The 25,505-nt window shown below is 67.4% G+C and carries 29 protein-coding genes; 11 read left to right on the forward strand and 18 right to left on the reverse strand.

Going from position 1 to position 25,505, the window contains the following annotated elements:
* Window positions 1-406 precede the first annotated feature (406 nt).
* Window positions 407-964, reverse strand: a complete 558-nt coding sequence (gene thpR / locus DU502_RS17100) for an RNA 2',3'-cyclic phosphodiesterase (RefSeq protein ID WP_121921426.1) — start codon at window positions 962-964, stop codon at window positions 407-409.
* A gap of 93 nt (window positions 965-1,057) precedes the next feature.
* On the opposite strand from thpR, the gene DU502_RS17105 reads away from it, so the two are divergent.
* Together DU502_RS17105 and DU502_RS17110 are read left to right on the forward strand one after the other, a co-directional pair.
* The gene (locus DU502_RS17105; RefSeq protein WP_124897111.1) at window positions 1,058-1,789 is read left to right on the forward strand and encodes a tetratricopeptide repeat protein; all 732 of its coding nucleotides are present in this window, start codon (window positions 1,058-1,060) and stop codon (window positions 1,787-1,789) included.
* The gene (locus DU502_RS17110) at window positions 1,790-2,080 is read left to right on the forward strand and encodes a DUF424 domain-containing protein (protein WP_124897112.1); all 291 of its coding nucleotides are present in this window, start codon (window positions 1,790-1,792) and stop codon (window positions 2,078-2,080) included.
* Here DU502_RS17110 and DU502_RS17115 read toward each other — a convergent pair.
* A complete protein-coding gene (locus tag DU502_RS17115) occupies window positions 2,077-2,775 on the reverse strand; it encodes a DUF4352 domain-containing protein (RefSeq protein WP_124897113.1) in 699 nt (232 codons plus the stop codon). The genes DU502_RS17110 and DU502_RS17115 overlap by 4 nt on opposite strands.
* Before the next feature lie 135 nt (window positions 2,776-2,910).
* Between DU502_RS17115 and sufS the strand changes: the two genes are divergently transcribed.
* The gene (gene sufS / locus DU502_RS17120) at window positions 2,911-4,188 is read left to right on the forward strand and encodes a bifunctional cysteine desulfurase/selenocysteine lyase SufS (protein ID WP_121921424.1); all 1,278 of its coding nucleotides are present in this window, start codon (window positions 2,911-2,913) and stop codon (window positions 4,186-4,188) included.
* Between the two features lie 132 nt (window positions 4,189-4,320).
* Here the strand turns inward: sufS and thsA are convergent, their stop codons facing one another.
* The 12 genes from thsA to DU502_RS17180 form a co-directional block, all read right to left on the reverse strand.
* Entirely contained in the window at window positions 4,321-5,976 is a 1,656-nt protein-coding gene (gene thsA, locus DU502_RS17125) for a thermosome subunit alpha (protein WP_121921423.1), read from the reverse strand.
* A 179-nt stretch (window positions 5,977-6,155) separates the two neighbouring features.
* The gene (locus DU502_RS17130; protein WP_121921422.1) at window positions 6,156-6,710 is read right to left on the reverse strand and encodes a KH domain-containing protein; all 555 of its coding nucleotides are present in this window, start codon (window positions 6,708-6,710) and stop codon (window positions 6,156-6,158) included.
* Between the two features lie 46 nt (window positions 6,711-6,756).
* Window positions 6,757-7,620 (reverse strand): serine/threonine-protein kinase Rio1, encoded by an 864-nt coding sequence (gene rio1 / locus DU502_RS17135; RefSeq protein ID WP_121921421.1) that lies wholly within the window; start codon window positions 7,618-7,620, stop codon window positions 6,757-6,759.
* 50 nt (window positions 7,621-7,670) lie between these two features.
* Window positions 7,671-7,922 carry a type II toxin-antitoxin system HicA family toxin gene (locus DU502_RS17140; protein WP_121921420.1) on the reverse strand — a complete coding sequence of 84 codons (252 nt, stop codon included), beginning with the start codon at window positions 7,920-7,922 and terminating at the stop codon, window positions 7,671-7,673.
* 9 nt (window positions 7,923-7,931) lie between these two features.
* Window positions 7,932-8,195, reverse strand: a complete 264-nt coding sequence (locus DU502_RS17145) for a type II toxin-antitoxin system HicB family antitoxin (protein WP_121921419.1) — start codon at window positions 8,193-8,195, stop codon at window positions 7,932-7,934.
* A gap of 89 nt (window positions 8,196-8,284) precedes the next feature.
* Window positions 8,285-8,575: a translation initiation factor eIF-1A gene (gene eif1A, locus DU502_RS17150; protein ID WP_121921418.1), complete on the reverse strand. Its 291-nt coding sequence runs from the start codon at window positions 8,573-8,575 to the stop codon at window positions 8,285-8,287.
* Window positions 8,576-8,643: 68 nt separating this feature from the next.
* The gene (locus tag DU502_RS17155) at window positions 8,644-9,636 is read right to left on the reverse strand and encodes a tyrosine--tRNA ligase (protein WP_121921417.1); all 993 of its coding nucleotides are present in this window, start codon (window positions 9,634-9,636) and stop codon (window positions 8,644-8,646) included.
* 37 nt (window positions 9,637-9,673) lie between these two features.
* Window positions 9,674-10,270: a DUF2391 family protein gene (locus DU502_RS17160; RefSeq protein ID WP_121921416.1), complete on the reverse strand. Its 597-nt coding sequence runs from the start codon at window positions 10,268-10,270 to the stop codon at window positions 9,674-9,676.
* A gap of 39 nt (window positions 10,271-10,309) precedes the next feature.
* Window positions 10,310-12,277, reverse strand: a complete 1,968-nt coding sequence (locus DU502_RS17165; RefSeq protein WP_121921415.1) for a DUF460 domain-containing protein — start codon at window positions 12,275-12,277, stop codon at window positions 10,310-10,312.
* Between the two features lie 200 nt (window positions 12,278-12,477).
* Complete coding sequence (locus DU502_RS17170) at window positions 12,478-13,032, reverse strand: universal stress protein (protein WP_121921414.1); 555 nt, start codon at window positions 13,030-13,032, stop codon at window positions 12,478-12,480.
* A gap of 72 nt (window positions 13,033-13,104) precedes the next feature.
* A complete protein-coding gene (rnz, locus tag DU502_RS17175) occupies window positions 13,105-14,028 on the reverse strand; it encodes a ribonuclease Z (protein ID WP_121921413.1) in 924 nt (307 codons plus the stop codon).
* A gap of 137 nt (window positions 14,029-14,165) precedes the next feature.
* On the reverse strand, window positions 14,166-14,591 hold the full coding sequence (locus DU502_RS17180; protein WP_121921412.1) for an ester cyclase: 426 nt from the start codon (window positions 14,589-14,591) through the stop codon (window positions 14,166-14,168).
* Between the two features lie 141 nt (window positions 14,592-14,732).
* Between DU502_RS17180 and DU502_RS17185 the strand changes: the two genes are divergently transcribed.
* The 5 genes from DU502_RS17185 to DU502_RS17205 all read left to right on the forward strand — a co-directional run bounded on the left by DU502_RS17185 (window position 14,733) and on the right by DU502_RS17205 (window position 20,687).
* Window positions 14,733-15,740, forward strand: a complete 1,008-nt coding sequence (locus DU502_RS17185; RefSeq protein ID WP_121921411.1) for an AAA family ATPase — start codon at window positions 14,733-14,735, stop codon at window positions 15,738-15,740.
* Window positions 15,737-16,345 (forward strand): protein sorting system archaetidylserine decarboxylase, encoded by a 609-nt coding sequence (locus DU502_RS17190; RefSeq protein ID WP_121921410.1) that lies wholly within the window; start codon window positions 15,737-15,739, stop codon window positions 16,343-16,345. Before DU502_RS17185 ends, DU502_RS17190 begins: the two co-directional genes overlap by 4 nt.
* A gap of 75 nt (window positions 16,346-16,420) precedes the next feature.
* The gene (locus tag DU502_RS17195; RefSeq protein WP_121921409.1) at window positions 16,421-17,425 is read left to right on the forward strand and encodes a TAXI family TRAP transporter solute-binding subunit; all 1,005 of its coding nucleotides are present in this window, start codon (window positions 16,421-16,423) and stop codon (window positions 17,423-17,425) included.
* 38 nt (window positions 17,426-17,463) lie between these two features.
* Entirely contained in the window at window positions 17,464-17,955 is a 492-nt protein-coding gene (locus tag DU502_RS17200) for a DUF1850 domain-containing protein (RefSeq protein WP_121921408.1), read from the forward strand.
* Window positions 17,952-20,687 carry a TRAP transporter permease gene (locus DU502_RS17205; RefSeq protein ID WP_121921407.1) on the forward strand — a complete coding sequence of 912 codons (2,736 nt, stop codon included), beginning with the start codon at window positions 17,952-17,954 and terminating at the stop codon, window positions 20,685-20,687. The genes DU502_RS17200 and DU502_RS17205 overlap by 4 nt, the downstream gene beginning before the upstream one ends.
* Before the next feature lie 12 nt (window positions 20,688-20,699).
* On the opposite strand, the gene DU502_RS17210 is transcribed toward DU502_RS17205, so the two are convergent.
* Window positions 20,700-21,668, reverse strand: a complete 969-nt coding sequence (locus tag DU502_RS17210; protein WP_166033698.1) for a TIGR01177 family methyltransferase — start codon at window positions 21,666-21,668, stop codon at window positions 20,700-20,702.
* 111 nt (window positions 21,669-21,779) lie between these two features.
* On the opposite strand from DU502_RS17210, the gene DU502_RS17215 reads away from it, so the two are divergent.
* Together DU502_RS17215 and DU502_RS17220 are read left to right on the forward strand one after the other, a co-directional pair.
* Window positions 21,780-22,340 carry a TATA-box-binding protein gene (locus DU502_RS17215; protein WP_121921405.1) on the forward strand — a complete coding sequence of 187 codons (561 nt, stop codon included), beginning with the start codon at window positions 21,780-21,782 and terminating at the stop codon, window positions 22,338-22,340.
* A gap of 12 nt (window positions 22,341-22,352) precedes the next feature.
* Window positions 22,353-22,727 carry a DUF7473 family protein gene (locus DU502_RS17220; RefSeq protein ID WP_121921404.1) on the forward strand — a complete coding sequence of 125 codons (375 nt, stop codon included), beginning with the start codon at window positions 22,353-22,355 and terminating at the stop codon, window positions 22,725-22,727.
* Here DU502_RS17220 and DU502_RS17225 read toward each other — a convergent pair.
* On the reverse strand, window positions 22,724-22,954 hold the full coding sequence (locus DU502_RS17225) for a hypothetical protein (protein WP_121921403.1): 231 nt from the start codon (window positions 22,952-22,954) through the stop codon (window positions 22,724-22,726). The two genes, DU502_RS17220 and DU502_RS17225, sit on opposite strands and share 4 nt — an antisense overlap.
* Window positions 22,955-23,102: 148 nt before the next feature.
* Here DU502_RS17225 and DU502_RS17230 point away from each other — a divergent pair, with 148 nt between their 5' ends.
* Window positions 23,103-24,134, forward strand: coding sequence for a CPBP family intramembrane glutamic endopeptidase (locus DU502_RS17230; RefSeq protein ID WP_121921402.1), 1,032 nt, complete (start codon window positions 23,103-23,105; stop codon window positions 24,132-24,134).
* A 46-nt stretch (window positions 24,135-24,180) separates the two neighbouring features.
* Here DU502_RS17230 and DU502_RS17235 read toward each other — a convergent pair whose 3' ends face one another.
* Both DU502_RS17235 and hisG read right to left on the reverse strand, forming a co-directional pair.
* Window positions 24,181-24,423, reverse strand: a complete 243-nt coding sequence (locus DU502_RS17235) for a YgaP family membrane protein (RefSeq protein WP_121921401.1) — start codon at window positions 24,421-24,423, stop codon at window positions 24,181-24,183.
* A 144-nt stretch (window positions 24,424-24,567) separates the two neighbouring features.
* Window positions 24,568-25,413 carry an ATP phosphoribosyltransferase gene (gene hisG / locus DU502_RS17240; RefSeq protein ID WP_121921400.1) on the reverse strand — a complete coding sequence of 282 codons (846 nt, stop codon included), beginning with the start codon at window positions 25,411-25,413 and terminating at the stop codon, window positions 24,568-24,570.
* Window positions 25,414-25,505: the final 92 nt, after the last annotated feature.

Below are 25,505 nucleotides of genomic sequence, written 5' to 3' on the forward strand. Positions count from 1 at the left end.
CGCGTGTCCGCTGAAAGATCGCAGGACGAAGCGCGCACGGACTGTCGAGCCCGAGAAATCGCGGGGTAGCTCCGCGTCTCCAAGCGGTCAGCGGGTGAAACGCTCGTGACCACGGAAACCGCTATGTCATTCGCACGCTACGGATCGCGGCGACGCAGACGACGAGCGCAGCGGGCCCCGGTGGGAGAGCTCCGAAGTACCCCTGCCGACCCGTCCGTGGGAAGCGCCGAACGGGACTGACGAGCGCGGTGGCTGGCCACTCGTCGAATGGGTCGCCCGTGTGGTAGCTATCGAACGCGCAGAAACCGTCACGCTCCGTCGATACGGCGCCCTGGGCCCCAGCGAGCGCGTCACCCGACGGAAGATAAATCGTATATCGCGATACGAAACGTCCGTGGCAGACACGTCACGCCGATAGCGGGAACCGCGCGACTGTCTCGTACTCCGGCCCGTCGTCGGTGAGCGTACTCTTCGTGAGGCGAACCTCGGTCACGTCCATCCGGCCGACGGTCGGATCGGCCTCGCGGACGACCCGCTGGACGGCCTCCTTGCCGCGGGCGTCGTCCATCCGGGCGAGCGTGACGTGCGGGGTGAACTCGTGGTCCTCGGGATCGAACCCCAGCGCCGTCGTCTCGCGTTCGACCGCCTCGTGGAGACGAGTGAGCGCCGAACCACCCTCCCGGACGCCCGCCCAGACGACGCTGATGTAGTCGAGCGAGGGGAAGACGCCGAAGTCGCCGACGACCATCTCGAAGGGGGACACGTCGGCGTCGGTAATGGCGGTGGTCAACGCGCCCTGAATCGTGTCGACACGATCGGGATCGACCTCGCCCAGAAATTTGAGCGTGACGTGGGCGCCCTCGGGGTCGACGGGGCGGAGGCTCCCGGTGTCGGGGAGTCGGGCCTGGGCGTCCGCGACCCCCTCCGCCAGCCCGTCGAGGTCGACGCTGACGAACAGTCGCATAGATCGTCGTGGGCGGTGAGCAGCCGTAAGCCCTGCGCCGGGAGGTCGACCCGCTGACGCAGGCCTTAACCGATCCGGTGCCGAAACGACGGTATGGAAGACGATCGCCCCCACCGATTCTCCGAAGGGCAGGGGTTCGACGAGGACTACGAGGAGTTCTCACTCGACCCGCCCGAACTCTCGGTCGACCCGTCGCAGGTCGACCCCGTCGACTCGCGGGTGTTGACCGACATGCTCGACGAACGCAACGTCGCCAGCGACCAGGTCGACGCCGAACGTCTCATCGACGTCGGCCTCTCCTACATGGGTATCAACCGTTTCGAGGAGGCGACGGGGACGTTCGAGCGCGCGGCGCAGTTCGCCGAGGACGATCTGGTCGCGCAGGAAGCGTGGGTGAACAAGGGTGCCGCCCACGCGCAACTGGAGGAGTACGACGAAGCGGTCGGCGCCTACGAGGAGGCGCTCGCCATCGACGAGTCGTCCGAACACGCCGCCGAGGCACACACGAACCTCGCGTACGCGCTCTGGGAGTGGGGCCGCACGGAGCAGGCACTCGAACACGCCGAGCGGGCGGTCGAGGTCGACCCCCGGTTCGCGCAGGCGTGGTACAACCGCGGGTTCTTCCTCTCGGAGCGTGGCCTCCACGAGAACGCCATCGACTGCTTCGACAACGCCATCCGACTGGGGATGCGCACCGCCGGCGTGTTGGAGGAGAAGGCCATCGCGCTAGAGGAGGCGGGCCAGACCGAGGAGGCCGAGCGCGTCCAAGAACAGGCCGAAGAGCTTCGTGAGGAGGCCGAGCGCGAACTGATCGAGGATCAGTAGATGCTCGTCCGCGAACGTGACACACCCGAGGGACTGCTGGTCGCCGTCTGCGACGAGGAGTGTCTCGGCGAAACCTACGGCGACGGCGACGTGTCGCTGACGGTGACCGAGGAGTTCTACGGCGGCGAGGAGTGTGACCGCGACGAGGTGGTCGACTCGCTGACGCGGGCGTCGGTCGCCAACCTCGTCGGCGAGGAGTGTGTGACCGTCGCTATCGAGGCGGGACTGGTCGACGAGGAGCGCGTTCTCGATCTCGGTGGGGCGCTCCACGCCCAGTTGCTCTGGCTTTAGGTGAACGAACCCTGGAGTCGCTGGATCTCGGACATCGAGCCGACGCGGACGTAGTGGGTCTCGCCCGAGTCACCGGTGGGGTTGATGCGGAGCCAGTAGGTCTGGTCGGTATCGAGGTCGAACACCACGGCACCCGTCTTCGAACGGCCGGCGAGGACCGTCGTGGTGCCGATTGGCTCGACGTCGATCCGGTCGTCGTCACCGATTTTCGGCGTCGCGTCGTCGTCGATGTAACGGATCTGTTCCTCGTTCCAGGCGAGGAAGTTGTTGTTCGGGAACGAGACGGCGTTGTCCCGCGGATTCGAGAGTTCGAGGACGACGATCAGGAACGTGCCGTCGGCGGCGTCGTTGTTCGCCGAACTCCCGATTTCGTCGGCTGCGTAGAAATCGATGATCCGGTAGCCGATGGCCTCGTTACCCGACCCGATCGTGAACGACTCGTCGAGGTCGTGGGTCGGCCCGTCCGGTCCCGGCGTGGGCGTCGCGGTGGCCGTCTCGGTGGCCGTCGGCTCCGCCGTCTCCGTTTCGGTGGCCGTCGGCTCCGCGGTGGCCGTCGCGGTCGCCGTCGCGGTTTCGGTGGCCGTCGGCGCCGCCGTCCCCGTCGGCGTCGCCTCCTCGCCCCCACCGCCGCTACAACCGGCGATCATCCCCGCGAGAACTGTTCCACACGCTGTTAAAACCCGTCGACGTTCCATAGCCCTGTTACGGGTGAGTAAAGATAAAGAAGTTGTCGTCTGATGGGTGTCCGGTGCCGAGAGGTAACCGGTTCCGGTTCAACCCGAGACGAGACACCGAAGGGGTGTTATCCCTTCGGGCCATATCCGGTCCCAATGGGAGTCCAGGAATCGTATCCAATCGACGTGGAGGCCATCCGGGCCGATTTCCCGATCCTCGACCGGAAGGTCGGGGGTGACGTGGAGAGGCCCGGAGAGGGCCCCGGCGACGACACGCCGCTGTACTATCTGGACAACGCCGCGACGAGTCACACGCCGGACCAGGTGGTCGACACGATCAGCGAGTACTACCGCGGATACAACGCCAACGTCCACCGTGGCATCCACCAGTTGAGTCAGGAAGCGTCGGTCGCGTACGAGAACGCCCACGACACGGTCGCCGACTTCATCGGTGCCAGCGGTCGCGAGGAAGTGGTGTTCACCAAGAACACGACCGAGAGCGAGAACCTCGTCGCCTACGCGTGGGGGCTGAACGAACTCGGCCCCGGCGACAACGTGGTCATGACCGAGATGGAACACCACGCGTCGCTGGTGACGTGGCAACAGATCGCGAAAAAGACCGGCGCCGAGGTGCGCTACATTCGCGTGGACGACGACGGGTATCTGGACAGGGACCACGCCGCCGATCTGATCGACGACTCGACGCAGATGGTGTCGGTGGTCCACGTCTCCAACACGCTGGGGACCGTGAATCCGGTGGCCGACCTCGCGGATCTGGCTCACGATCACGGCGCCTACATCTTCGTCGACGGCGCGCAGTCGGCGCCCACCCAACCCGTCGACGTGACGGCCATCGACGCCGACTTCTTCGCGTTCTCGGGGCACAAGATGTGCGGCCCGACCGGTATCGGCGCGCTCTACGGCAAGGAACACGTACTGGAAGAGATGGAGCCGTACCTCTACGGCGGCGACATGATCCGCCGGGTCACCTACGAGGACTCGACGTGGGAGGACCTCCCCTGGAAGTTCGAGGCGGGCACCCCCTCCATCGCACAGGGCATCGCCTTCGCCGCCGCCGTCGACTATCTGGAGGACATCGGCATGGCAAACGTCCAGGCGCACGAGGAACTGCTCGCGGAGTACGCCTACGACCAGTTGTCGGCGTTCGACGACGTGACCATCTACGGGCCGCCGGGCGACGACCGGGGCGGCCTCGTCGCGTTCAACGTAGAGGGCGTCCACGCCCACGACCTCTCCAGTATCGTCAACGATCACGGCGTGGCCATCCGCGCCGGCGACCACTGCACGCAGCCGCTCCACGACAAACTTGGCGTCGCCGCCTCCGCGCGCGCCTCCTTCTACATCTACAACACCCGCGACGAGATCGACGCGCTGATCGAGGCCGTCGACGACGCTCGCGAGTTGTTCGCGTAGACACACGCAGTACAGCGTTTTTCGCCGCTCGCACGCCGACAGCAGCGGCTCACGGATCGGACCGAAGAAATACGGGATCGTTCGAACGCCGAGTCGACTCGCAGGCGTGGGGTGAGCAGGCGCGCGCCGATCTTACATCGCGCCGCCCATGCCACCCATGCCGCCCATGCCACCCATGCCGCCGCCCATGCCGCCGGCACCGGGGCCGCCCTCGTCGCCGCCGTCGTCGCTGCCGCCGCCCTTGAGGTCGCCGGCAGCGATGACGTCGTCGATGCGGAGGATCATGACGGCCGCCTCGGTGGCGCTCTCGATGGCCTGCGTCTTCACGCGGAGGGGCTCGACGACGCCTTCCTCCTGCATGTCGACCACGTCGCCCGTGTAGGCGTCGAGGCCGTCGGAGAGGTTGCCTTCACTGTGGCTGGCACGGAGTTCGACCAGCGAGTCGATGGGGTCGAGACCGGCGTTCTCGGCGAGGGTGCGCGGGATGACGTCCACGGCCTCGGCGAACGCCTCGACGGCGAGGGCCTCGCGGCCGTCCACGTCGTCGGCGTAGTCGCGCAGGCCGAGGGCGAGTTCCGTCTCGGGGGCACCGCCGCCGGGCAGGACCTTGCCGTCCTCCAGCGTGGTGCGAACGACGCCGAGCGAGTCGTCGACCGCGCGCTCGACCTCGTCGACGACGTGTTCGGTGCCGCCGCGGAGGACGAGCGTCACGGACTTGGCCTCGGCCACGTCCTCGACGAAGATGCGCTCGTCGCCGCCGATGTCCTTCTGGGCGACGGAGCCGGCGAAGCCGAGGTCGTCCTCGGTCAGGTCGTCGACGGAGCCGACGACCGTGCCGCCGGTCGAGCGGGCGAGTCGCGAGAGGTCGCTGTCCTTCACGCGTCGGACGGCGAGGATGCCCTCCTGCGCGAGGTAGTGCTGGGCCATGTCGTCGATGCCGCTACCCACGAAGACGGCGTCGGCGCCGACTTCCTTCAGGTGGTCGACCATCTCGCGCAGCTGTTTCTCCTCCTGATCGAGGAACTGCTGGAGCTGGTCGGGGTCGGTGACGTTGACCTCGGCGTCGATCTCGGTCTCCTTGATTTCGAGGGAGCCGTCGATCAGCGCGATGTTCGCGTCCTCGACCGCGTAGGGCATGCTGTCGCTGACGCGTTCCTTGTCGACGATGACGCCCTCGATGAGTTCGGAGTTGTCGATGGCGCCGCCGACGACCTTCTCGATGGAGACGTTGTCGGTGTCGACACCGTCGTCGTCGCGCACGGCGAGCACGGCGTCGACGAGCAGGTCCGCGAGCTGATCTTTGGCGCTCTCGGCACCCTTACCCGTCATCGCCGTCGCGGCGATTTTGACGAGCGTCTCGCGGTCGTCCGCCGAGACGTCGATGGCGTTCTCTTCGAGGATCTCCTTGGCCTTCTCCGCGGCCCGGCGGTACCCCTGGGCCAGCGTCGTCGGGTGGATGTCCTGGTCGATGAGGTCCTCGGCCTCGTCGAGGAGTTCACCCGCGATGACGACCGCCGTCGTGGTGCCGTCGCCGACCTCGTCCTCCTGGGTCTCGGACACCTCGACGATCATGTTGGCCGCCGGGTGGTCGATGTCCATCTCCTTCAGGATCGTGACGCCGTCGTTCGTGACGACGACGCTCCCGCCGGAGTCGACCAGCATCTTGTCCATGCCCTTCGGACCGAGTGTGGTCCGTACGGCCTCAGCCACGGCCTTGCCGGCCGTGATGTTCATCGTCTGGGCGTCCTTGCCCTGGGTTCGCTGGGAATCCTCGCCGAGAATGATCATCGGCTGTCCCTGCTGCATTCGCTGAGACATAATCGGTCGTTGATTGATTGTGATTCTATAAAAAAGTTGTGTTTCGGTGTGTGCGACACCCTGACGCGGTACCGGGATTAGGGCAATCGACGGCGGGCGTGCTGGTAGGGGGATATCGTTCGTGACTCGGTAGCACGGGGCGGAGAGAATCAGTTACCGCGGGAGTTCGACGGCTGGAGGTCCGCGCCGCGCGTGAGTTCGTTGTGCTTGCGTTCGAGGAAGCCGTACACCGCGCCGTGGGGGGCGCCGTCGAGCAACATCTCGGCGGCCCGGCGGACGGCCTGTACCTCCTCCGGCTGGCCGATGATGCCCAGCGTGGTGCCGTAGATGACCACCTCGGCGCCCGTGAGTTCTTCCATCAGCTCTCGGGTCCGGCCGTCCTCGCCGATGAGGCGGCCCTTCTGCCGCTGGAGGTCGTTTTTGTTCCTCGTGGCGTCGTCGATATCGATCAGATCGAACATCCGCATGTCGTCGTCGAGCAGGGAGAGCGCCGCGTCGGGGCGGAAGCCGCGGCCGATGGCACGGACGATGTCCGGCGCCACCATCCCGGTGACGGGGTCACCGACGGAGTCGATGGCGACGCTGCCGCTCTCGGAGTCGATGTCGAGGCGGACCTCGGCACGTCGCTCGATCTCCCGCATGGTCTCGCCACCTTCGCCGATGAGGACGCCGAGACGGTCCTGCGGAACCTTCACGTGCTGCATACCCGGCGATACCGGTCGGAGCGATTTAAGGGTTCGCGATGCGGGATTACGGCTCCGCCTCGACTGCGGTCACGAACTCCCGCAGTTCGTCGGCGTCCACGTCGATTCCCTGTCGAGTGAAAAACGAAGCCACGTTCCGGCAGTCCCGCACCAGGAAATCCTCGGCGTTCGGGTGGTGGACCGTCACCGCCTGCCCCAGATCGATCACCACCAGTTCGCCGTCGTGGATGATCAGGTTGTACTCCGAGAGGTCGCCGTGGACGAGGCCGGCACCGTAGAGGCGGCGCATGTACTCCCGCACCACCTCGAACGCCGTCTCGGGGTTCTCGACGTTCACCTCGGCCAGTCGTCGGGCGCGGTCCTCGACCAGCCCCACCAGTTCCATCACGAGGACGTTCCGCTCGACCGCGAGGGGTTCCGGCACCCGGACACCCGCCTTCTTCGCCCGGCGCAGATTGGCGAACTCCTTTTTCGTCCACGCGAGGACGACCTTCTTCTTGTCCGAGCCGATGCCCTCGAAGCGGGGGTCGCCTTCGAGATACTCCCGCATCTGCTGGAAGTTCGAGGCGTTGATGCGGTAGATCTTCACCGCCACGTCCCGATCCTCCGCGCCGAGCGCCTCGTAGACGTTCGCCTCCTTCCCCGTCGAGATGGGGCCGCCGAAGGCCTCGATGTACCCGTCCTGTACCAGTTTGTAGATGGCGGCGAAGGTGGCGTCGTCGAACACCGACTGCTCGACTTTGAACTGGTCGGCGTCTTTCAGGCGCTTGCGGAACTCGGTGAACTCGCGATCCCGCTTTCTGGCGATGCGGTCGGCCTCGGTGTCGGAGACGTCGATTTCCTCCCACTCGTCACCGAAGTCCTCGCCCTCACCTTCCTCGGGATCGAGCAGGCCGTACTCCTCTGTCATCTACTCGCGTGTACGCGGGCGAGGGGGAAAAGGATGGGTATCGGTAGCTGTCACGCGTTCGCGTCGATCCAGTCACAGAACGCCTCGAAGTCCTGTGCGCCGGCGCTATCCGCGATATCCCGAAGCGTGCCCGTCCGGAGTTCGTCGTGGAGCGGGACCGTCACCCAGCGACGGTCGTTTTCGTTCGTCGGATGTTCGTAGTGCAGTTGGGCGTGGTCTCCGGCAGTTCGTCGCCACTCGAATCCACCGACGTTCACGAGCACTTTCACCACTTCCCGCCCAGAAAACGTTCGGCGCACCATCCCGACGGGCTACTTCAGAACGTCCGGCGGTTCCTCGTCTCCCGTGGTGTTGTCGGCTGGGTCGATCCCTGCTTCACGGAGTTCCTCGTCCGTCGGCTCGCACCCGATTTCGCCCTCGTGGAGCGCGACTGCCTCGTCGAGATTCGACAGGGCAGCCGCGCGGGACGACCCTTGACTGGTGACGCCGGTGGCCACGTCCTTGGCGATCCACCAGCCGTCCTCGCGCCAGAGACGGATTTCGTCGTCGCGGGCATCGGGCGTCGAACTCGCCATGCGTATCTGTTGTTTGATTTGCCGTATAAGCGTTCGGTCGGGGGGGGAGGAATCAACTCCGCCGCCACGCTACGGCCGAAAACAAATCGCTACTCGATGTGGCCTTCGCGCCGCAACTGGTCCGCCTCCGACTTCTCGTAGCGCCACGAGATGTCGGCCTTCTCGTCCTGCCAGTCCCACGGTTCGACGAGCACCACGTCGTCCTCGCGAATCCAGATGCGTTTCTGCATCCGGCCGGGAATGCGGGCGGTGCGCTCCGTGCCGTCCGCACAGCGCACCTTCACCCGGTTCGCACCGAGCATGTCCGTTACGACGGCGAACACCTCGTCGTCGTCGGGCATTCGAAGGTCCTTGCGCCCGCCGTTCTCGTTCTCGCTCATGTGTGTAGATTCGGGGGCGCGAGTTTTAAAAGCGCCGACGTGGCCTCGACACCCCTGCTGCCGGCCGATCAGGCGTCAGAACGAAGCTTCGCCCGTCCGGGCGCGATCAGGTCGTCGAGATACGTCGCCAGCGCGCTCTTCGCGTCCGCCGGATGCAACTCGCCCGACTCCAGGTCGGCGGCCAGCGACTCGTACTCCGCGTACTCCAGATTGCCACCGTACTGGTCGGGGCGTTCGACGACGACCGTCTCGTACCGGGGGAAGACGTGGTACTCGAAAATCTGGAGGACCGGGTTCTCCCGCTCGTTCCCCGCGTCGTCCGGGTCGGGGTCGCGCGTCGGCGGACAGTACGCGGCGTTGACCTTCTCCTCGATGTCCGCGGCCGAGTCTTCCATCGAGATGGAGATGCCTTCGCTGGTGGACATCTTGCCGACCCCCGTCTCGAGGTCGGCGATCAGCGGCGTGTGCAGACAGGTCGGCGCCTCCTCACCGATCTTCGGCAAGGTGTCGCGGGCGAGCATATGGACCTTCCGCTGTTCCATACCGCCGACCGCGAGGTCGACGTCGAGGTAGACGATGTCGAGCGCCTGCATCAGCGGGTAGACCGCCTGCGAGACGGTCACCGTGTCGCCGCTCTTTATTTCGGCCATCGCCCGCTGGGCTCGGGAGATGCTCGTCTCCAGTTCCAGCGCGTGCAGGTCGAGGACGTACTCCCGGTCGAACTGGAACTCCGAGCCGTAGACGAACTCAGTCCGATCCTCGTCGAGGCCGTAGGCGAGGAACTGCGCCTTCATGCGCTCGGCCGTCTCGCGAATCTCCTCGAAGCTCCCCTTGTCGTTGAGATAGGCGTGGACGTCCGCGAGCAACACGGTCACCTCGAAGCCGGCTTCCTGCAGATCCATCAGCTTCGTCGCGGTGAGCATGTGGCCGATGTGCAGCACGCCCGACGGCTCGTAGCCGACGTACGCGCGCTTGCCCTCCGGATTCGCGGCCAGCTCGCGTCCCTCCTCTTCGGTGACCACCTCGGTCGCGTTCCGGGTGATCCGCTCGTAGACGTCCATACCATATAGCGCAGGACCGCCGAAATATGACTTCTGCTTACGACCCGGGCAACAGGTCACCCAGCGCCGCGCCGATACTCATGGGGACGAACGCGACGACGATGTTCGCGGCGGCGAGGCTCGGCTCCGTCCAGTCGACCCGTCCCCACCCGGTCAGGATGAGGGTGGCCATCAACAGGGAGACGCCGATCACGCCCACCAGCCGCCGCGGAATCAGCCCGAAGATCGGTTTGTGGACGCGCACGTCCTGGAAGTCCGCGACGTAGATGATGCCGATGACCATCCCGACGGCGAAGAGGAACGTGCCGGCGAGATAGCCGGGGCGCGGGGCGAGGAAGGTTCCCACTTCCTGTGTGCCGCCCTCGACGGCCATCGGGATACCGAACAGGAGGCTCCCGAGCAACGCCTCCGTGAGGTCGCTCCGATCGAATCCGCGGATGACGCGCCCGAACGGGCTCGCGGCGGCGCTGGCCACCATCGCCACCCGCATCGTCTCGCGGACCTGTTCGCGGGCGGCGTCGGACATCACGAGGTCTTCGAGTTCTTGCAGTTCGTCGAAGAGGTCGCCCATGTCGGCCGACTCGTCGGCGTCGACGCCACCGTCACTCGCTCCGTCGCCCTCGGCGTCGCTCATATCCCGTCCGTCTCGTCGGACGACCAAAGCCGTGGGGGGCTAGTCACCACTCTCGGCCCGGTGTTCGCTGATAATCTGGTCGACCATCTCCGCCTTCTGCTCCTTGGAGCGTTCGTCCGCGCGGCGCTCCCAGTCCTCGATGGCCGCCGCCACCTCGCTCTCGCGGGCGACGGCGAGTTCGTCCACCTCCTGTATCGTCACGTCGTCCGCGGGGGCGACGGGCACCCCGTGCTCGAACAGCACCTCGTCGGCGGCGTCGGAGAGGTTGCCGTCCCGGAGGACGACTCGGGGCTCCGTCTCGACGAGTCGCTCGGCCGTCGACCGGCCGGCGCCGCTGGCGTCGCGGAGGTAGACCACGTCCCCCGCCGCCAGCCCGTACGCCTCGTCCGCGGCGTCGATGGCGTCGCGGGTGAACTGTTCGATCACCTTGACGGGCACGAGATCGCGTCCCTCCGATACGTCCGCGAAGTCGGAGTGATCGAGTTTCCACAGCGTCTTCAGGCGATCCAGTTTCGACTCCAACTCGTCGGCGCGTTCGCACTCCTCGTCACGTTCGCGCTCCAGTCGCTCGGTTTCGCGCTGGAGGCGGTTGACCTCGCGGCGCTCGCGGGCTTCCCGGCGCTCCTCGCGGCGGGCCTCGGATAACTCCTCCTCGTACTCCGCGATGCGCTCGTCCTTTTCGGCCAGTTTCCCCTCTAACTCCTCGACCTGTGACTCTAGCCGGTCGACCTGCCGTTCGAGTCGCTTGATCCGCCGCTCCTCCGGCGAGAGTTCGCGGGGTTCGTGGGTCGACTCCTCCTCCTCGCTCTCGTCGTCGTCGGTCAGGTCGCGGAGGACGGCCTCGACGGAGGCGTCGCCGGAGACGACGCGGTCGATCACTTCGCCGCGGTCGAACTGCGGGGGTACCTTCCGGGTGATGCGCTCGAACCGGTCCTCGTACGCGTCGAACGCGAACAGGGCGGCCGCGAGGGCGTCGCGTTCGTGGTCGTTGTCGTAGGTGTGATCGCGGGTGCGGTGGAGTTTCTCGTCGACCGGCAGGTCGGTGTCGGGCTTCCAGCCCGCGGCGTCGAAACTCCGGCGGAACTTCTCGACCGTCTCGGGCATCGGCTCCACGTCCGCGGCGACGACGACGGGCCGGCCGCGGTCGACCAACCACTCGATGACGGCGGCCGTGTCGTCGGTCCGGGTGGAGTACACGTCGAGTACGTCGCCGTCGAGGGAAACGACGGCGACGGCGGTCGTCGTCCCGGGGTCGATGCCGACGAGGACGCGGTCCCGACGTTTCACGAGGGGTTCGAACTCGATGCCGTCGCGGCGCTCGCGCTCGATTTCGATCCGGGTGTCGCCCGACCGCTCGCGGGAGACCGGGAGGTCCTCGGGCGCCGCTTCGACGGTGAAGGTGGCGTTGGCGTAGCCGCCGTACTTCTCGGTCACGTCGCGCTCGTAGTCGAGGTTCGCCTCGTCCAGCGCGGACTCCACCTCGCGGGCCCGCGCTTTGACGTTGCCGTGGATGCGTCGAGTGTAGCGGTCCTGACTCCACCCGCCCTTGCCGGTCGACCGCCCGCGCGACACCTTCACCGTCGTCGTGTCGGTGAAGGCCGTCACCTCGTGGCCGACGTTCGCGGCCGCGAGGCGGGCGGCAGCCTCGGCTTCCTTCATCGGCTTCTTGCCGTAGGGGACGCCGTGGCGGGACGCGACCCGCGAGAGGGGTTCAGGGCGCTCCGCGCCAGTCACCTGCACGAGACGGGTGCCGTCGGGGAGCCACCGCAGAAATCGCACGAGGTCGTCGCGGTCGGTCGCGAGTTCGTAGACGTTGTCGGTGGCGAGGATGGCCGGTTCCTCGCGCTCGACGAGGCGTCGGAGTTTGCGGAACGACACCACGTCCCGGTCGACGTTCTCGCCGTCGAAGGCGACCACCGCGTAGGAGGGGGCGTCCCCGCGGACGTCGCCGCTCTGTACGTCGACGCCGAACACCAGCGCGTCGAGCGCACTCGTCCGGGCGTTCACACCCCGAGTTGGCGGGCACGAAATAAATACTCCACGGCGCTCCGGTCTGTGAGTCGGAAGTACGTGGACGGAGGTAGCGAGTCCACGTAGTCGTCACAGGACGGCGACGGGGCCGACCGTCACGACCGCCGAGACGCCGGCGTACGCGGCGCGGCGACGACGCCCTCGACGGTCGCTGTCACACTGCGCGGGTCGGTAGCTCACGGGTCGTCGTCGGTCTTCGACCGGGTGACGTGTTCGTCTTCTTTGTCGGGGTAGTAGAAATCGGACTTCGGATCGCGGTCCGGCGAGGCGTCCGCGAGCCGAGCGATCCGGGCCGGAGTGCGGTTCCGGACGATGACCACGTCGTAGGCCTCGGCGGCGGCGATCGGCCCACCCACGCTACTCACCTCCGTCACCAGGTGGCCGGCGTTGTCGCTGCCGACGAACACCATCGACACGTCCTCTCGCTGAGCGCGTTGTCGGATGCGCGTCGCGATGGTGCTGGGCGACGCGTGCGTATCGACCGTCAGGTGCCAGAAGTTGGCGCTCGGACACAGGTCCGTCACCTGCGTGTGTAGCGTCGCCACGACGGACTGCAGATCGAACGGCTCGTCCCGGTCCAGCCAGCCACGCTCGCGGGCGTATCCGGTATTCCCCTTGGGGACGACGCTCACCGCCAGTACGTCCTCGTCGAACACGCTCGCGAACTCGGTCGCACGGACGAGCGCCGCCTCCGCGAGCCCCGACCCGTCGAAGGGAACGAGGAAGGTCATACCACCTGTCGAAGCGCCGCAGTCAACTACCCACCGATCGTTTTCGGCGGACGAGAACCCGACTGCGGCCGATCACTCCGGATACGGCACGTCCAGTTTCTGTCCGTCGCTCGCGACGAAACACTCGCCGTCGAACACCTCGGCGGCCTCGCGTTCGAGACGCTCCCACCCCCCGGCGTACCGGGAGGAGACGTGGGTCAGGGCGAGACGGTCGACACCGGCCCGGGCGGCCACCTGTCCCGCCTCGCGGGCGGTCGAGTGCCCCGTGTGTCGTGCCCGCTGGCGTTCGTCGTCCGCGAACGTCGCGTCGTGGATCAGGAGATCCGCGTCCGCGGCCACGTCGACCACGGCGTCCACGGGCCGGGTGTCGCCGGTGTAGACCAGTCGCCGGCCGGGTCGGGGATCGCCCACCACCTGATCCGGTTCGATCACGCGGCCGTCGTCGAGTTCGACCGCCTCGCCCTCGTGGAGTCGGCCGAACTTCGGGCCGACGGGGACGCCGAGTTCCTCGGCGCGCTGGCGGTCGAACCGGCCGGGACGGTCGTCTTCGACGAGGGCAAAGCCCATCGACCGCGTGCGGTGGTCGGTTTCGACGGTCCGCACCTCGAACGCCTCGGCGTCGTACGCGACCGACCCGGGCGTCACCTCGTGGATGCGCACGGGGAAGCCGGGCTGGTGGCCGCCGGCGTGGACCAGATCCTGAATCGCCTCACGGGAGCGCGGCGGGACGTGAATCGCCAGCGCGTCGGTGCGGTCGTTGAAATCGAGCGACTGGATCAGGCCGGGGATGCCGAGGATGTGGTCGCCGTGGAGATGCGTGACGAAGATGTGGGAGATGTCGAAGCCGGTCCCGAAGCGCATCATCTGGCGCTGGGTGCCCTCGCCACAGTCGAACAGGAAGCGCTCGCCCTCGCGGTTGACGAGGACGGCACTCGGCGCCCGCTGGGTCGTCGGGACCGCCCCGCTAGTGCCGAGAAACGTCACGCGCATCGACATATCACGGTGTGCGAGCGGGGGCGGTAAACGCGTGTCGGTTGGGCGGACGGACGGGTGGGGGTAAGTGTCCGGTCGCGGAACCGGTCGTCGATAGTGTTAGACGCGAATTGGCAGGCGAGCGGAGACGCGACCCGGCGTCACTCCGACGTGACCCCGAGTTGTTCGAGGACGTCCTGTTGGTCGAAGTAGACCCGATGCTCTCGGATCTTGCCGTTCGAGACGCGGAATTTGGACATCTCGTCGATTTCGACCTCCCGTCCAGTCGGGCCAATACCGCCGAATGCTCCCTCGTGTGTCATCGTTATCGTCGCGTCGTACATCACCAGACCGTCGCTGGAGAGCATATCACCGACCGACACTTCGAAATCGGGAAACGCGGTCACCACGTTGCGGATGAACGTCTCCAGCCCGTCGCGCCCGTGTACTTCCCCTTCGGGCGCGGCGGGGTCGTACATCACGAACGATTCCGAGACGACATCCGGTATGCTCGGATACGTCCGTTCGTTCCACACGTCCACGTAGGCGTTCACGATCCGTTTGGATTCTGTTGTGGCGTCTACCATGAGGTGGTCTCCCCCCACCACCTATGCGACGCAGCACCAAACAAGTGTCTCACTGCCGACCGCGTCCACGGAACGGACACACGATCGTACGCACTGGCCGAGAGAGCAAGCTTTGTACCCCATGCCCGACTAGAGCCGCCAATGGACGCCCCGCTGTGGACGGAGACGCACGCACCCGACCTCGACGACCTGCCGCAGGCGTCGGTCCGTGACCGCCTCCAGCGAGCCATCGACGAGCCGATGAACCTCGTCGTCCAGGGGCCGCCCGGATCGGGCAAGACCGCCGCCGTCCGAGCGCTCGCCGATGTGGCCCACACGGACGAGAACGACCTCGTCGAACTCAACGTCGCCGACTTCTTCGACCGGACGAAAAAGGAGATTCGCGAGGATCCTCGGTTCAAGCAGTTTCTCACCGGCCGCTCCCGGATGGCGAAACGCGACATGATCAACCGCGTGCTGAAGGAGTCGGCCAGTTACGCGCCAGTCTCCGGCGAGTACAAGACCATCGTCCTCGACAACGCCGAAGCGATCCGCGAGGACTTCCAGCAGGCGCTCCGCCGGGTGATGGAACGCCACCACCGCACCACGCAGTTCGTCATCGTCACCCGCCAGCCATCGACGCTCATCGCGCCCATCCGCTCCCGGTGTTTCCCCGTCCCCGTCCGGGCACCGACGGCCGACGAAATCGAGACGGTGCTCGCACGCATCCTCGACGCCGAGGAGGTCGCGTACGACGACGAGGGCGTGGAGTTCGTCGCCGGCTACGCCGACGGCGACCTCCGGAAGGCGATTCTCGGCGCGCAGACGACCGCCGTCGAGACGGGCGAGGTGACGATGGCGACGGTCCACGAGACGCTGCAGGACGTGGGCTACGACGACGAACTGGCGTCGATTCTGGAGGCGGCCGAGCGAGGCGACGTAGCCGACGCCAGAAAGACCGTCGGCACCCTCCTCGACGACGAGGGCTACGACGGCCAGTCCCTCCTCGTCGACTTGCTCGACGCGGCGCGCAAGCGCTACGACGGCGAGACGCTCGCCGCCCTCCACCGACTCGCGGGCGAGGTGGACCACGACCTGGTGACCGGCACGGACGACCGCCTCCACCTCACGCACCTGCTGGCGACGTGGGGCCAGCGGGCACGAGCATGACGGGACCCTCGTTCTCGCTCGCGCCCGGCGCGCGTCGGTTCGCCCTTCCGCCACTCGTCGCCGCACTACCGCTCGCCATCGTGGCGCCGCCACTGGGCGCGCTCGCACTCGCCCTCGGCGGCTTCGTGATCTGGTTCTTTCGCGATCCGGAGCGGACGCCGCCACCGAACGGCGTCGTCGCCCCCGCCGACGGCCGCGTCTCCGTCGTCCGTGAGGAGGACGACTGCCTCCGCGTCGGCGTGTTCATGAACGTCACCGACGTGCACGTCCTCCGGGCGCCGATGGACGGGACGGTGGAGACGGCCACGCACCGCCCCGGTGCGCACCGCCCGGCGTTCACCAAAGATTCCGACCGGAACGAGCGCGTGGACGTAACCCTCGACACCCACGGCGTATCGATGATCGCCGGCTGGTTCGCCCGGCGCATCTACCCCTACCTCACCGCCGGCGACGAGGTGGCCCGGGGCGACCGGATCGGCCACATCGCCTTCGGGAGCCGAGCCGACGTGCGCTTGCCCGCCGAGTACGACCGGGACGACCTCCTCGTCAGCGAGGGTGACAAGGTGCGCGCGGGCGAGACGGTCGTGGCGCTTCGGTCGAGGTAATATTTGTCGGTCGACCGTGACTTTATATCTCGTTTGGACAGCGTTAAATGGACAGACTGCTTTGTTATCAGCCGTATGTCAGACGATTCCACTCGACGACGATTCCTTCGCGCAGCCGGAGTAACTGGCGTCGCCGCGCTCGCTGGATGTAGCGGCGGCGGCGGTGGCGGCGACGGCGGCGACGGCGACGAGGGGGGCGACGGTGGCAACGGCGGCGGTGGCGGCGACACCCGCCTCTCGTGGCACGCCGGCGGCACCGGCGGGACGTACTTCCCGCTCTCGAACGAGTTCAAGTCCGTCGTCGAGGCGAACACGGACTTCACGCTGAACGTCCAGTCGACGGGCGCCAGCGTGGAGAACGTGGGGAATCTCGCCAGCGGCGACGCGGACTTCGCGCTGATCCAGAACGACATCGCCTACTTCGCGAAGAACGGCACGGGCATCGAGGCGTTCCAGGGGAACGCCGTCGACAACCTGATGGGCGTCGCGACGCTCTACCCCGAGACGATTACCGTCGTCACGCTCCAGAGTACGGACGTCGAGACGCTCTCGGACCTCTCGGGCGCGACGATCAACACCGGTGACCTCGGCTCCGGCACGCAGGTCAACGCCCTCCAGATCCTCGAAGCGGTCGGCATCACTGACTTCAACGAGCAGAACGCTTCCTTCTCGCAGGCGGCCGACCAGCTCCGCAACGGCGACATCGACGCCGCGTTCGTCGTCGGCGGGTGGCCCGTCGGCGCCATCGAGGACCTCGCGACGACCAACGACCTCCACATCGTCCCCATCCAGGGTGATAATCGGCAGGCCGTCAAGGACGCCGCCTCGTGGTTCGCGGACGACACCATCCCCGCGGGCACCTACACCGGCGTCGACAGCGCCGTCGAGACGGTGGCCGTGCAGGCGATGATCGCCACCCGATCCGGCGTCTCCGAGTCGACCGTCGAGACGGTCACCGGGGCCATCTTCGACAACGTCGACGAACTGACGATCAAGACGGACTTCATCAGCCGCGACTCGGCACAGGACGGCATGTCCATCGAACTCCACCCCGGCGCGGCCGCGTACTTCGACGCGTAACGCCGGACTGACGGGCCGGGTTCGGCCCGCCTCTCGCTATGAAGCAGCGATACGTCGCCGCCCTCGTGCTGGTCGTGTTGGTCGCCGCTCTCGGGAGCGCCGCGGCCGTCCCCGACCGGAAGGTGCTCGTCGTCGCGGACGCCGAGACGGGCGAGACGTATCTCGAAGTCCCGGTGGAGAACGGCACAGTCGTCGCATTAGAGTACATGCACAGCGTCGAGAAGACGCGCATTTACGAGGCGTACACCGTCCGCGGCGACCGACTCGTGATGAGCCACATGGAGTTCGAATCGTACGGCTGGGGCCTCCCCAGCCGGGCGAACGTCACCCGTGAGAACGGGACCTTTATCTACGATCCACCGGGGAGTTACGAGCGACTGACGGTCGCTCCCGGACGAATCGCCGGCCACACACTCCACGTCGGAGACCGGACCTACGACCTCGTCGCACTCTCCGACACCCGCTCGGTGACGCTCTCGATCCAGCGTCGATCCGCCCTCACCACTACCCTCGACGGAGTCGATAGATGACCGACGAACCACCAGCCGACGAGACAGCCGACGAACCGGATCCCGAGGAGACCGAGGCGATCATCCAGGAGATCGAGCGCAAACGCTCGCTGACTGGCTGGGCGACCGTCGCTGTCGCCGCCATCGGCATCGCCTTCTCCCTGTTCCAGATGTGGCTCGCCGCGAAGGGCTTCGTCCTCTCCTTGACGCTGCCCGCGGTGGGCGAAGTCGAGTTCGTCGCGCTCCAGTTACTCCAGATCAACGCCATCCACGTCGCTTTCGGCCTCGTCCTCACCTTCCTGCTTTACCCCTCCAGCACCGGTAACGGGCCGATTTCGCGGCGCTGTATCGCCCTCGGCGCGACGCTCGACGACCGTCTCGGTCCCGATCACCCGGTCTCGGGGAGCGTTCACGCCGTCGGCGACGCGCTCCGGTGGGTCTTCGTCGACCCCGACCTCGACCGCGTAACGCCGTTCGACCTCGCGCTGATCCCCGTGGCCGTCCTCTCGGCGGCCTACTTCGTCACCGACTTCCAGGAGATTCAGACGATGCGCGCACTGGGGCTGGAGGCCGGCCGTCCCATCCACGAGGTGTTCACGTTCCTCGACCCCGTCGCGGGCCTGCTCGGCCCGCTGACGGAAACCTCGTACGCGATGGTGCTGGGCGTGATCGGCGTCCTCCTCGTACTGGAGGCGACGCGCCGCGCCATCAGCCTCTACCTGATGCTCATCGTGGCGGCGTTCATCGTCTACGCCCGGTTCGGCGTCCTCATCCCCCAGAACGCCGCCTACGTTGGCGTCCTCTCCATCCCCGAACTCTCGTGGCCGTCGATCATCCAGAACCTCTGGTACAACACGGAGAACGGTGTCTTCGGCATCCCGGTGACCGTCTCCGTGCAGTTCATCTACATCTTCATCCTCTTCGGTGCCTTCCTCGAGATGTCCGGCGCCGGCAAGTGGTTCATCGACCTCGCGTACGCGGCGACGGGGACGCGTCGCGGCGGCCCCGCCAAGGCCTCCATCCTCGCCTCCGGGTTCATGGGCACCATCTCCGGCTCCTCCATCGCCAACACGGTGACGACGGGCGCCTTCACGATTCCGCTCATGAAGAAGTCGGGCTACCGGCCCGAGTTCGCGGGCGGCGTCGAAGCCTCGGCGTCCTCGGGCGGCCAGATCCTCCCGCCGGTCATGGGCGCGGCGGCCTTCCTCATCGTCCAGTACACCGCGACGCCGTTCGCGGACGTGATCGTCGCCGCCACCATCCCCGCCATCGTCTTCTTCTTCGGCGTCTGGGTGATGGTCCACTTCGAGGCGTCGCGGCTCGGTATCGGCGGCCTCGACCCCTCGGAACTCGTCGACATCCGGTCTCACCTCACGTCCGGGTGGTTCTACCTCGTCCCCATCGGCCTCCTGCTCTACTACCTCATCGTCGAGCGCCTGTCGGTCGCGCGGTCGGCGTGGTTCACGCTCATCGCCATCGGCGCGCTGATCACGCTCGTCGCGGCCTACAGCGACGAGACGCGCGGTCGCCTCGGCGCGCTGTTCGTCGGCCTGTTCGCCGGCAACCTCGCCGCGCAGTACGTCGCCGGCACCGGCATCCTCGGCGCCCTCCTCGGCGCCGGGCCGGGCGGCCAGTCGCTCCAGGCGGCGTTCGCGGCGACGGTCGGCCAACTCGGCGGCATCAGCATCGTCGCGGGCGTCCTCACGCTGGCAACGCACCCGTACATCGACGCCCCCTTGCTGGAGTTCGACGACGCCGTCGACAGGGCCGCCGAGACGAACGCGTCGATGATCGGCCAGCCCCGCCTCGCGGACAACGGTCTCCACCGCCTCGGCGTCTTCCTCGGCAAGTCGATGGAGAGCGGCGCGCGGACGGCCGTGCCCGTCGTCATCGCCGTCGCCGCCGCGGGCATCATCCCCGGCGTCATCAGCGTCTCTGGCCTCGGGCCGAACCTCGTGGCGCTCATCGAAGCCGTCGCCGGCGGGTCGCTCGTCCTCCTCCTCCTCGTCACCGCCGTCTCCTCCATCCTCCTCGGGATGGGGATGCCGACGACGGTGACCTACATCATCCTCGTCTCCCTGCTCGCGCCGGCGCTGACCGCCTTCGGCGTGCCCGAACTCGCCGCCCACCTGTTCATCCTCTATTTCGGCGTCATCGCGGACATCACGCCGCCGGTGGCCGTCGCCGCCTACGCCGCCTCCGGGGTGGCGAAATCCGACGCCTTCCAGACCGGGATCGAGGCCTTCTCGCTCTCCCTGAACAAGGCCATCGTCCCCTTCGCGTTCGTCCTCACGCCGGGACTCGTCCTCCTGCGGCGCGAACCGAACGCGGCGGACCTGGAAATCGGTGAGAAGTACCGCGTCCTCGGAACTGCCGACCTGTTCGATCTGGCCTACATCGTCCCCGAAGTGCTGATCCCGACCGCCTGCGTGTTCCTCGGGGTCGTCGCCCTCGCGGCGACGGTCATCGGCTACGTCTACACGCCCGTCTCGCGGCTCGAACGCGCCGCCTTCGCGCTGAGTTCGCTCCTGCTGATGGCGCCGGGACTGGGTGTCCGTGGCGTCCTCGACGTCCTCGGCCTCGTCGGCATCGGAAGCGGTGGTGGGAGCGAGGTCGCTCTCGGAGTCGACCTTGCCCTCCGGGGCGTCGGGCTGGCGCTGTTCGTCGCGCTCATGCTCGGCAACCGCGGACAGGGCGCGTCGGGGTTCTTCCGATCGGAGAGCGACGCCGAATCGAGCCCCGAGACGGCCTGAACGCCGCCCTCCCTACCGGCGCAACAGCAACACGTACCGCGTGAGCGACCGGTGGACCGGGCGCTCGAACGTCTCCTCGACGGTCCATCCCGCGTCGGCGGCCGTCTCGGCCCACGGTCGGTCACCGACGACGACGGCCTGCGGGGCGACCCGGGCCGCCTCCGTCAGGGCGCCGCCCACGAGGTCGGTCAGGGAGTGGCGTGCAATCTTCGACTGCCGACCGTAGGGCGCGTCGAAGACGACGCCGTCGACGGCGTCGTCTCGGAGGGGGAGGCTGGTGGCGTCGCCCCGCAGAAGGTGGTACTCGCCGTCGAGATACGCCCGGCAGTTCTCGCGGGCGCCCCGCACCATCTTCCGCTGAGCGTCGACGCCGACGACGCGCGCGCCGACCAGTCCCGCCTCGATGAGCGTCCCCCCGGTCCCGCACATCGGGTCGAGAATCGTCGCCCCCGGCTCCGCACCGGCGAGGTTGACGAGCGCGCGGGCGTCGAGGGGGTCCATGCTCCCCGGCTGGAAGAAGGGGCGGTCCGTGGGCCGGCGGTCGCCGTAGTCGCGGACGCTCTCGGCGACCAGCCAGCCCACGAGACAGGTGTCGTCGGCACAGCAGACGCGGAGTTCGTGGTCGGGGTCGTCGAGGTCGACAGTGAAGCCGCGGTCGACGAGCGCAGCCCCCAGTTCGCGTTCGAGGCGGCGGGTGTCGACCGCGGCAGTTCCCCGCACGTCGCGGGCGCGGACGGCGACGGTGCCGGAGCGATCCATCGTCGCCGCCTCGACGAGCGACCGCGCGGCGTCGACGCTCGCCGCACACCGACCGAGCAGGCGGCTGGCGCGGTGCGTGTAGGCGAGCGTCCGGAGGCGGTCGGCGTCGACGCCGCGGGCCGTGGCGAGACCGGGCGCGACCACGTCCACCGCCGACGCCGCACACGCCGCCTCCCGGGCCGCGAAGGCGTCGTCCTCGCCCGCGAGTTCGAGACCGTACACGCTCTCCCGTCCGACCGCCGGTGGCATGAGGGTACCGAACTGGGGTGGCGGAAGCTGTCGACAGTCTGCACCAACCTTTTTAAACCTTAAATACGACATTTAAACCGTCTCATGACCGATCCCAAGGAGACAATCAACATCGAGAACGTGGTGGCTTCTACCGGCATCGGACAGGAACTCGACCTCCAGAGCGTAGCGATGGACCTCGAAGGGGCGGATTACGACCCCGAGCAGTTTCCCGGACTGGTCTACCGGACCCAGAATCCGAAGTCGGCGGCGCTGATCTTTCGGTCGGGGAAAATCGTCTGTACCGGCGCGAAGTCGACCGCCGACGTTCACGAGAGCCTGCACATCGTCTTCGACAAGCTCCGCGAACTCAAGATCAACGTGGACGAGGACCCCGAAATCGTCGTCCAGAACATCGTCACGAGCGCCGATCTCGGTCGGAACCTGAACCTGAACGCCATCGCCATCGGTCTGGGGTTGGAAAACATCGAGTACGAACCCGAGCAGTTCCCCGGTCTCGTCTACCGACTCGACGACCCCGACGTGGTCGCGCTCCTCTTTGGCTCCGGCAAACTCGTCATCACGGGCGGCAAACAGCCCGAAGATGCCGAGGAAGCCGTCGACGTGATCGTCTCTCGCCTCGAAGAACTCGGCCTCCTGGGATAGTCAGCGGCCCCGATGGTCCCCTTGCAGACCGGCGTCGGGTCGGCGTCTCCCATCGCCGTCGCCGGCACCGCCGCGCTGTTCGCCCTCTTTCTCTCCCTCACGGCGCATCTCGCCGCTCGAAACGTCCTCGGAGACGTGCCGATTCGGAACGCCTTCCTCGTCGGGCCGCTCCCCGCCGCCATCGCCGTCGTCGCCGCGGCACTCGAACTCCCGTCGCTCCCCGCCGTCGTCGTCGCCCTCGTCGTCGACGCGGTGCTCGTGCGGTACGTCTACGACCTCGACCGGCGGTTGACCGCCGGCGTCACCCTCATTCACGCCGTCGTCAGCATCATCCTCGGGAGCGTCCTCTTCAGCCTCTACGTGCTCGTCCTCTCGGCGCCGGGTTAGGCGACCGATCGGACGAGCCCCCGCACGCTCCGAAACGTGAGCGTACCGAGTACGCAGGCGACGCCGATCCACACGCCCAGCGTCGCCGCCTCGACGTTGCCGACGAGAAGCCCCACGACGTACGTCAACACGCCGAGTACACCACCGCCCGTGAGGAGCGTGTCGACGGCGTCGAGCGGCGAGTCGACCGACGGGAGCAGGTCGTCGCCGAACGTATGTGTACCCATACCATGTTCTTCGTTCTCTATTAACACATAATTTACCCATATATTCATTATAGATTCTGCAGAGAAATTCAGACTGGAGTAGGTGACTGGCCGACCGAGCGTCGCGACCAGCGACGGTACTAAGGTCACGCCCGTTCGCAATCCGTCCATGGGCCCCCGTGCGTTGCTGTGGAACGACGCCGAGCGCCGCCCCCGGGCGCTCCTCCGGGTCGTCCTCCTGATCGTCGTCACGGCGCTTCTGGCCGTCGGGACGAGTCTCGGGGCGAGCGTCGGCCTCGGTCCCGTTCGGTCGTGGCTCGCGACCGTCGTCGGCGAGGCGACCGCGACGACGGTGAGCGCCGTCGCCGGCATCGCCCTCACCGGCGGCACCGTCTCGCTCGCCGTCCTGATCGCCGGGCGGTACATCGACCGGCGGTACGTGCGCGATTTCGGCTTTCGGCTCGACCGCGACTGGTGGCTGGACTGCGGGTTCGGCCTCGCCCTCGGCGCCGGTCTGATGACGCTCCTCTTTCTCGTCGCCCTCGGCGCCGGGTGGGTGCGGATCACCGACACGATCCAGCCGCAGTCGGGCTTTCTCGTCCGATTCGCGGGCCTCGTCGTCGCCTTCGTCGTCGTCGGCGTCTACGAGGAACTCCTCCTGCGGGGCTACCTGCTGACGAACGCGGCGGAGGGTCTCGTCGGTCGACTGGGAGAGCGCGGCGCCGTCGTCGGGGCGACGATCCTCTCGTCGCTCGTGTTCGGCCTCGCGCACGCGACGAATCCGAACGCGACGCTCCTGAGCACCGGCGCCATCGTCCTCGCGGGCGGCATGCTCGCGGCGGGCTACGTCCTGACCGGCGAACTCGCGGTGCCCATCGGCCTGCACACGACGTGGAACCTGTTTCAGGGCGGCGTCTACGGCTTCCCCGTCTCCGGCCTCGGCGTCGGCGCGAGCGTCGTCGTCGTCGAGGAGACGGGGCCGGATCTGCTCACCGGCGGCGCCTTCGGCCCCGAAGCCGGCCTCCTCGGCCTCGGCGCGATGGTCGTGGGCACCGCCGCCATCGCCGGGTGGGCGCGGTGGCGGACCGGTACTCTGCGGATCGACGGGGCGGTGACGACACCCGAGTTGCGGACGGAGGACACGGACTCGGCGCTCGTCGACGCCGACCGGTGGGAGCCGGCACCGGGCGAACGGGAGTAGGGCGTGTCAGCGCGTCGTGCTCGGCACCGATGGCCGCCGGCCCGAGTCAGCGACTGCGCGGCCTGTAGGTGTTCATCCCCAGTACGCTGTTGAGGACGCACTTCCGAGTGTAGCCCGTCACGAGCAGGATGACACCGATCAGGACGAGTATCAGCGCCATTAGCGCCTGTGGGACGGGGCCCACAGCGACGCGCATCAGCCCGGCATAGCCAACGATTCCCCCGACGAGGAGCAACGCACCGATTACGAGCCGCCCGATTCGATCGTAGCCGCCGACGTTCTTTTCCATGAGACGGTCACCAGCCGACTGTTGGCGCTCTGAAAGGATAACATTGTGAGTGAGATTTCATTTTTTGGGAAGGAGAACGGTTGGTTGATCGGTCGACCGGTAGCTCACTGGAGTCGGCCGGTGGATTCGAACAGGGACGGGACGCTACTCCACGAGCCGCTCGATTTCGGTGACGAGGATGTCGCTCGCGCCCATCGCCTTGAGGTCGTTGATGATCCCGAACACCGCACGCTCCTCGACGACGGCGTGAACGGCCACGTCGTCGGTGCCGGCCACGTCCATCACCGTCGGGCCGCCCATTCCCGGGAGCACGTCGCGGACGGCGTCGAGGCGGTCCTCGGGAACGTTCAACATCAGATACCGCCTGTCCTCGGCGGCGAGGACCGACTCGAACGCGGTGACGAGTTGCTGCACCTTCTCGTCGTCGACCACGTCCGGGCGAGCGAACAGGCGGACCGAGCTGGCGAGCACCTCCTCGATTTCGGCCAGTCGGTTGACCCGGAGGGTCGTCCCCGTCGACGTGATGTCGACGATGGCGTCGGCCATGTCGACGTGTGGGGTGAGTTCCGTCGCGCCCGTCACCTCGACGACTTCGGCGTCGATGCCTCGCTCCTCGAAAAAGTCGCGAGTGATCCGCGGGAACTCGGTGGCGACGGTGCCGCCCGCCAGATCCTCGACCGTTTCGATGTCGCCGTCTTCCGGCGCGGCGACGACGAGGCGGCAGCGGCCGAACTCCAGATCGAGCAGGTCGACGAGGTCGTGGCCCGACTCCCGCACCTGATCGAGGCCCGTGATCCCCACCGCCGCAGCGCCGTCCGCGACGTACTCGGGAATGTCGGCGGCGCGGGCGAACAGGGCGGTCACGTCGGGATCGACCGTATCCGCGTAGAGTTTCCGGTCCGCGCCGCCTTCGAGATGCAGGCCGGCGCGTTCGAGCAGGTCGATCGACGGGTCGTGCAGGCGGCCTTTGTTGGGGACGGCGATGCGCATCGAGTCACACGTCTCGTCCCCGAGGCAACTGCCTTTCGGAAGCGAGGCCGAACGTGGTGAGCCGCGGAGCGCGGTGGCGAGGCGAAATCAGC

The organism is Haloplanus aerogenes (assembly GCF_003856835.1).
GTDB classification, from domain to species: domain Archaea; phylum Halobacteriota; class Halobacteria; order Halobacteriales; family Haloferacaceae; genus Haloplanus; species Haloplanus aerogenes.

Coding starts and splice junctions, on each gene's coding strand:
- thpR (WP_121921426.1), bottom strand. CDS start 964: ATGCGACTGTTCGTCAGCGTCGACCTCGACGGGCTGGCGGAGGGGGTC.
- DU502_RS17105 (WP_124897111.1), top strand. CDS start 1,058: ATGGAAGACGATCGCCCCCACCGATTCTCCGAAGGGCAGGGGTTCGAC.
- DU502_RS17110 (WP_124897112.1), top strand. CDS start 1,790: ATGCTCGTCCGCGAACGTGACACACCCGAGGGACTGCTGGTCGCCGTC.
- DU502_RS17115 (WP_124897113.1), bottom strand. CDS start 2,775: ATGGAACGTCGACGGGTTTTAACAGCGTGTGGAACAGTTCTCGCGGGG.
- sufS (WP_121921424.1), top strand. CDS start 2,911: ATGGGAGTCCAGGAATCGTATCCAATCGACGTGGAGGCCATCCGGGCC.
- thsA (WP_121921423.1), bottom strand. CDS start 5,976: ATGATCATTCTCGGCGAGGATTCCCAGCGAACCCAGGGCAAGGACGCC.
- DU502_RS17130 (WP_121921422.1), bottom strand. CDS start 6,710: ATGCAGCACGTGAAGGTTCCGCAGGACCGTCTCGGCGTCCTCATCGGC.
- rio1 (WP_121921421.1), bottom strand. CDS start 7,620: ATGACAGAGGAGTACGGCCTGCTCGATCCCGAGGAAGGTGAGGGCGAG.
- DU502_RS17140 (WP_121921420.1), bottom strand. CDS start 7,922: ATGGTGCGCCGAACGTTTTCTGGGCGGGAAGTGGTGAAAGTGCTCGTG.
- DU502_RS17145 (WP_121921419.1), bottom strand. CDS start 8,195: ATGGCGAGTTCGACGCCCGATGCCCGCGACGACGAAATCCGTCTCTGG.
- eif1A (WP_121921418.1), bottom strand. CDS start 8,575: ATGAGCGAGAACGAGAACGGCGGGCGCAAGGACCTTCGAATGCCCGAC.
- DU502_RS17155 (WP_121921417.1), bottom strand. CDS start 9,636: ATGGACGTCTACGAGCGGATCACCCGGAACGCGACCGAGGTGGTCACC.
- DU502_RS17160 (WP_121921416.1), bottom strand. CDS start 10,270: ATGAGCGACGCCGAGGGCGACGGAGCGAGTGACGGTGGCGTCGACGCC.
- DU502_RS17170 (WP_121921414.1), bottom strand. CDS start 13,032: ATGACCTTCCTCGTTCCCTTCGACGGGTCGGGGCTCGCGGAGGCGGCG.
- rnz (WP_121921413.1), bottom strand. CDS start 14,028: ATGTCGATGCGCGTGACGTTTCTCGGCACTAGCGGGGCGGTCCCGACG.
- DU502_RS17180 (WP_121921412.1), bottom strand. CDS start 14,591: ATGGTAGACGCCACAACAGAATCCAAACGGATCGTGAACGCCTACGTG.
- DU502_RS17185 (WP_121921411.1), top strand. CDS start 14,733: ATGGACGCCCCGCTGTGGACGGAGACGCACGCACCCGACCTCGACGAC.
- DU502_RS17190 (WP_121921410.1), top strand. CDS start 15,737: ATGACGGGACCCTCGTTCTCGCTCGCGCCCGGCGCGCGTCGGTTCGCC.
- DU502_RS17195 (WP_121921409.1), top strand. CDS start 16,421: ATGTCAGACGATTCCACTCGACGACGATTCCTTCGCGCAGCCGGAGTA.
- DU502_RS17200 (WP_121921408.1), top strand. CDS start 17,464: ATGAAGCAGCGATACGTCGCCGCCCTCGTGCTGGTCGTGTTGGTCGCC.
- DU502_RS17205 (WP_121921407.1), top strand. CDS start 17,952: ATGACCGACGAACCACCAGCCGACGAGACAGCCGACGAACCGGATCCC.
- DU502_RS17215 (WP_121921405.1), top strand. CDS start 21,780: ATGACCGATCCCAAGGAGACAATCAACATCGAGAACGTGGTGGCTTCT.
- DU502_RS17220 (WP_121921404.1), top strand. CDS start 22,353: ATGGTCCCCTTGCAGACCGGCGTCGGGTCGGCGTCTCCCATCGCCGTC.
- DU502_RS17225 (WP_121921403.1), bottom strand. CDS start 22,954: ATGGGTACACATACGTTCGGCGACGACCTGCTCCCGTCGGTCGACTCG.
- DU502_RS17230 (WP_121921402.1), top strand. CDS start 23,103: ATGGGCCCCCGTGCGTTGCTGTGGAACGACGCCGAGCGCCGCCCCCGG.
- DU502_RS17235 (WP_121921401.1), bottom strand. CDS start 24,423: ATGGAAAAGAACGTCGGCGGCTACGATCGAATCGGGCGGCTCGTAATC.
- hisG (WP_121921400.1), bottom strand. CDS start 25,413: ATGCGCATCGCCGTCCCCAACAAAGGCCGCCTGCACGACCCGTCGATC.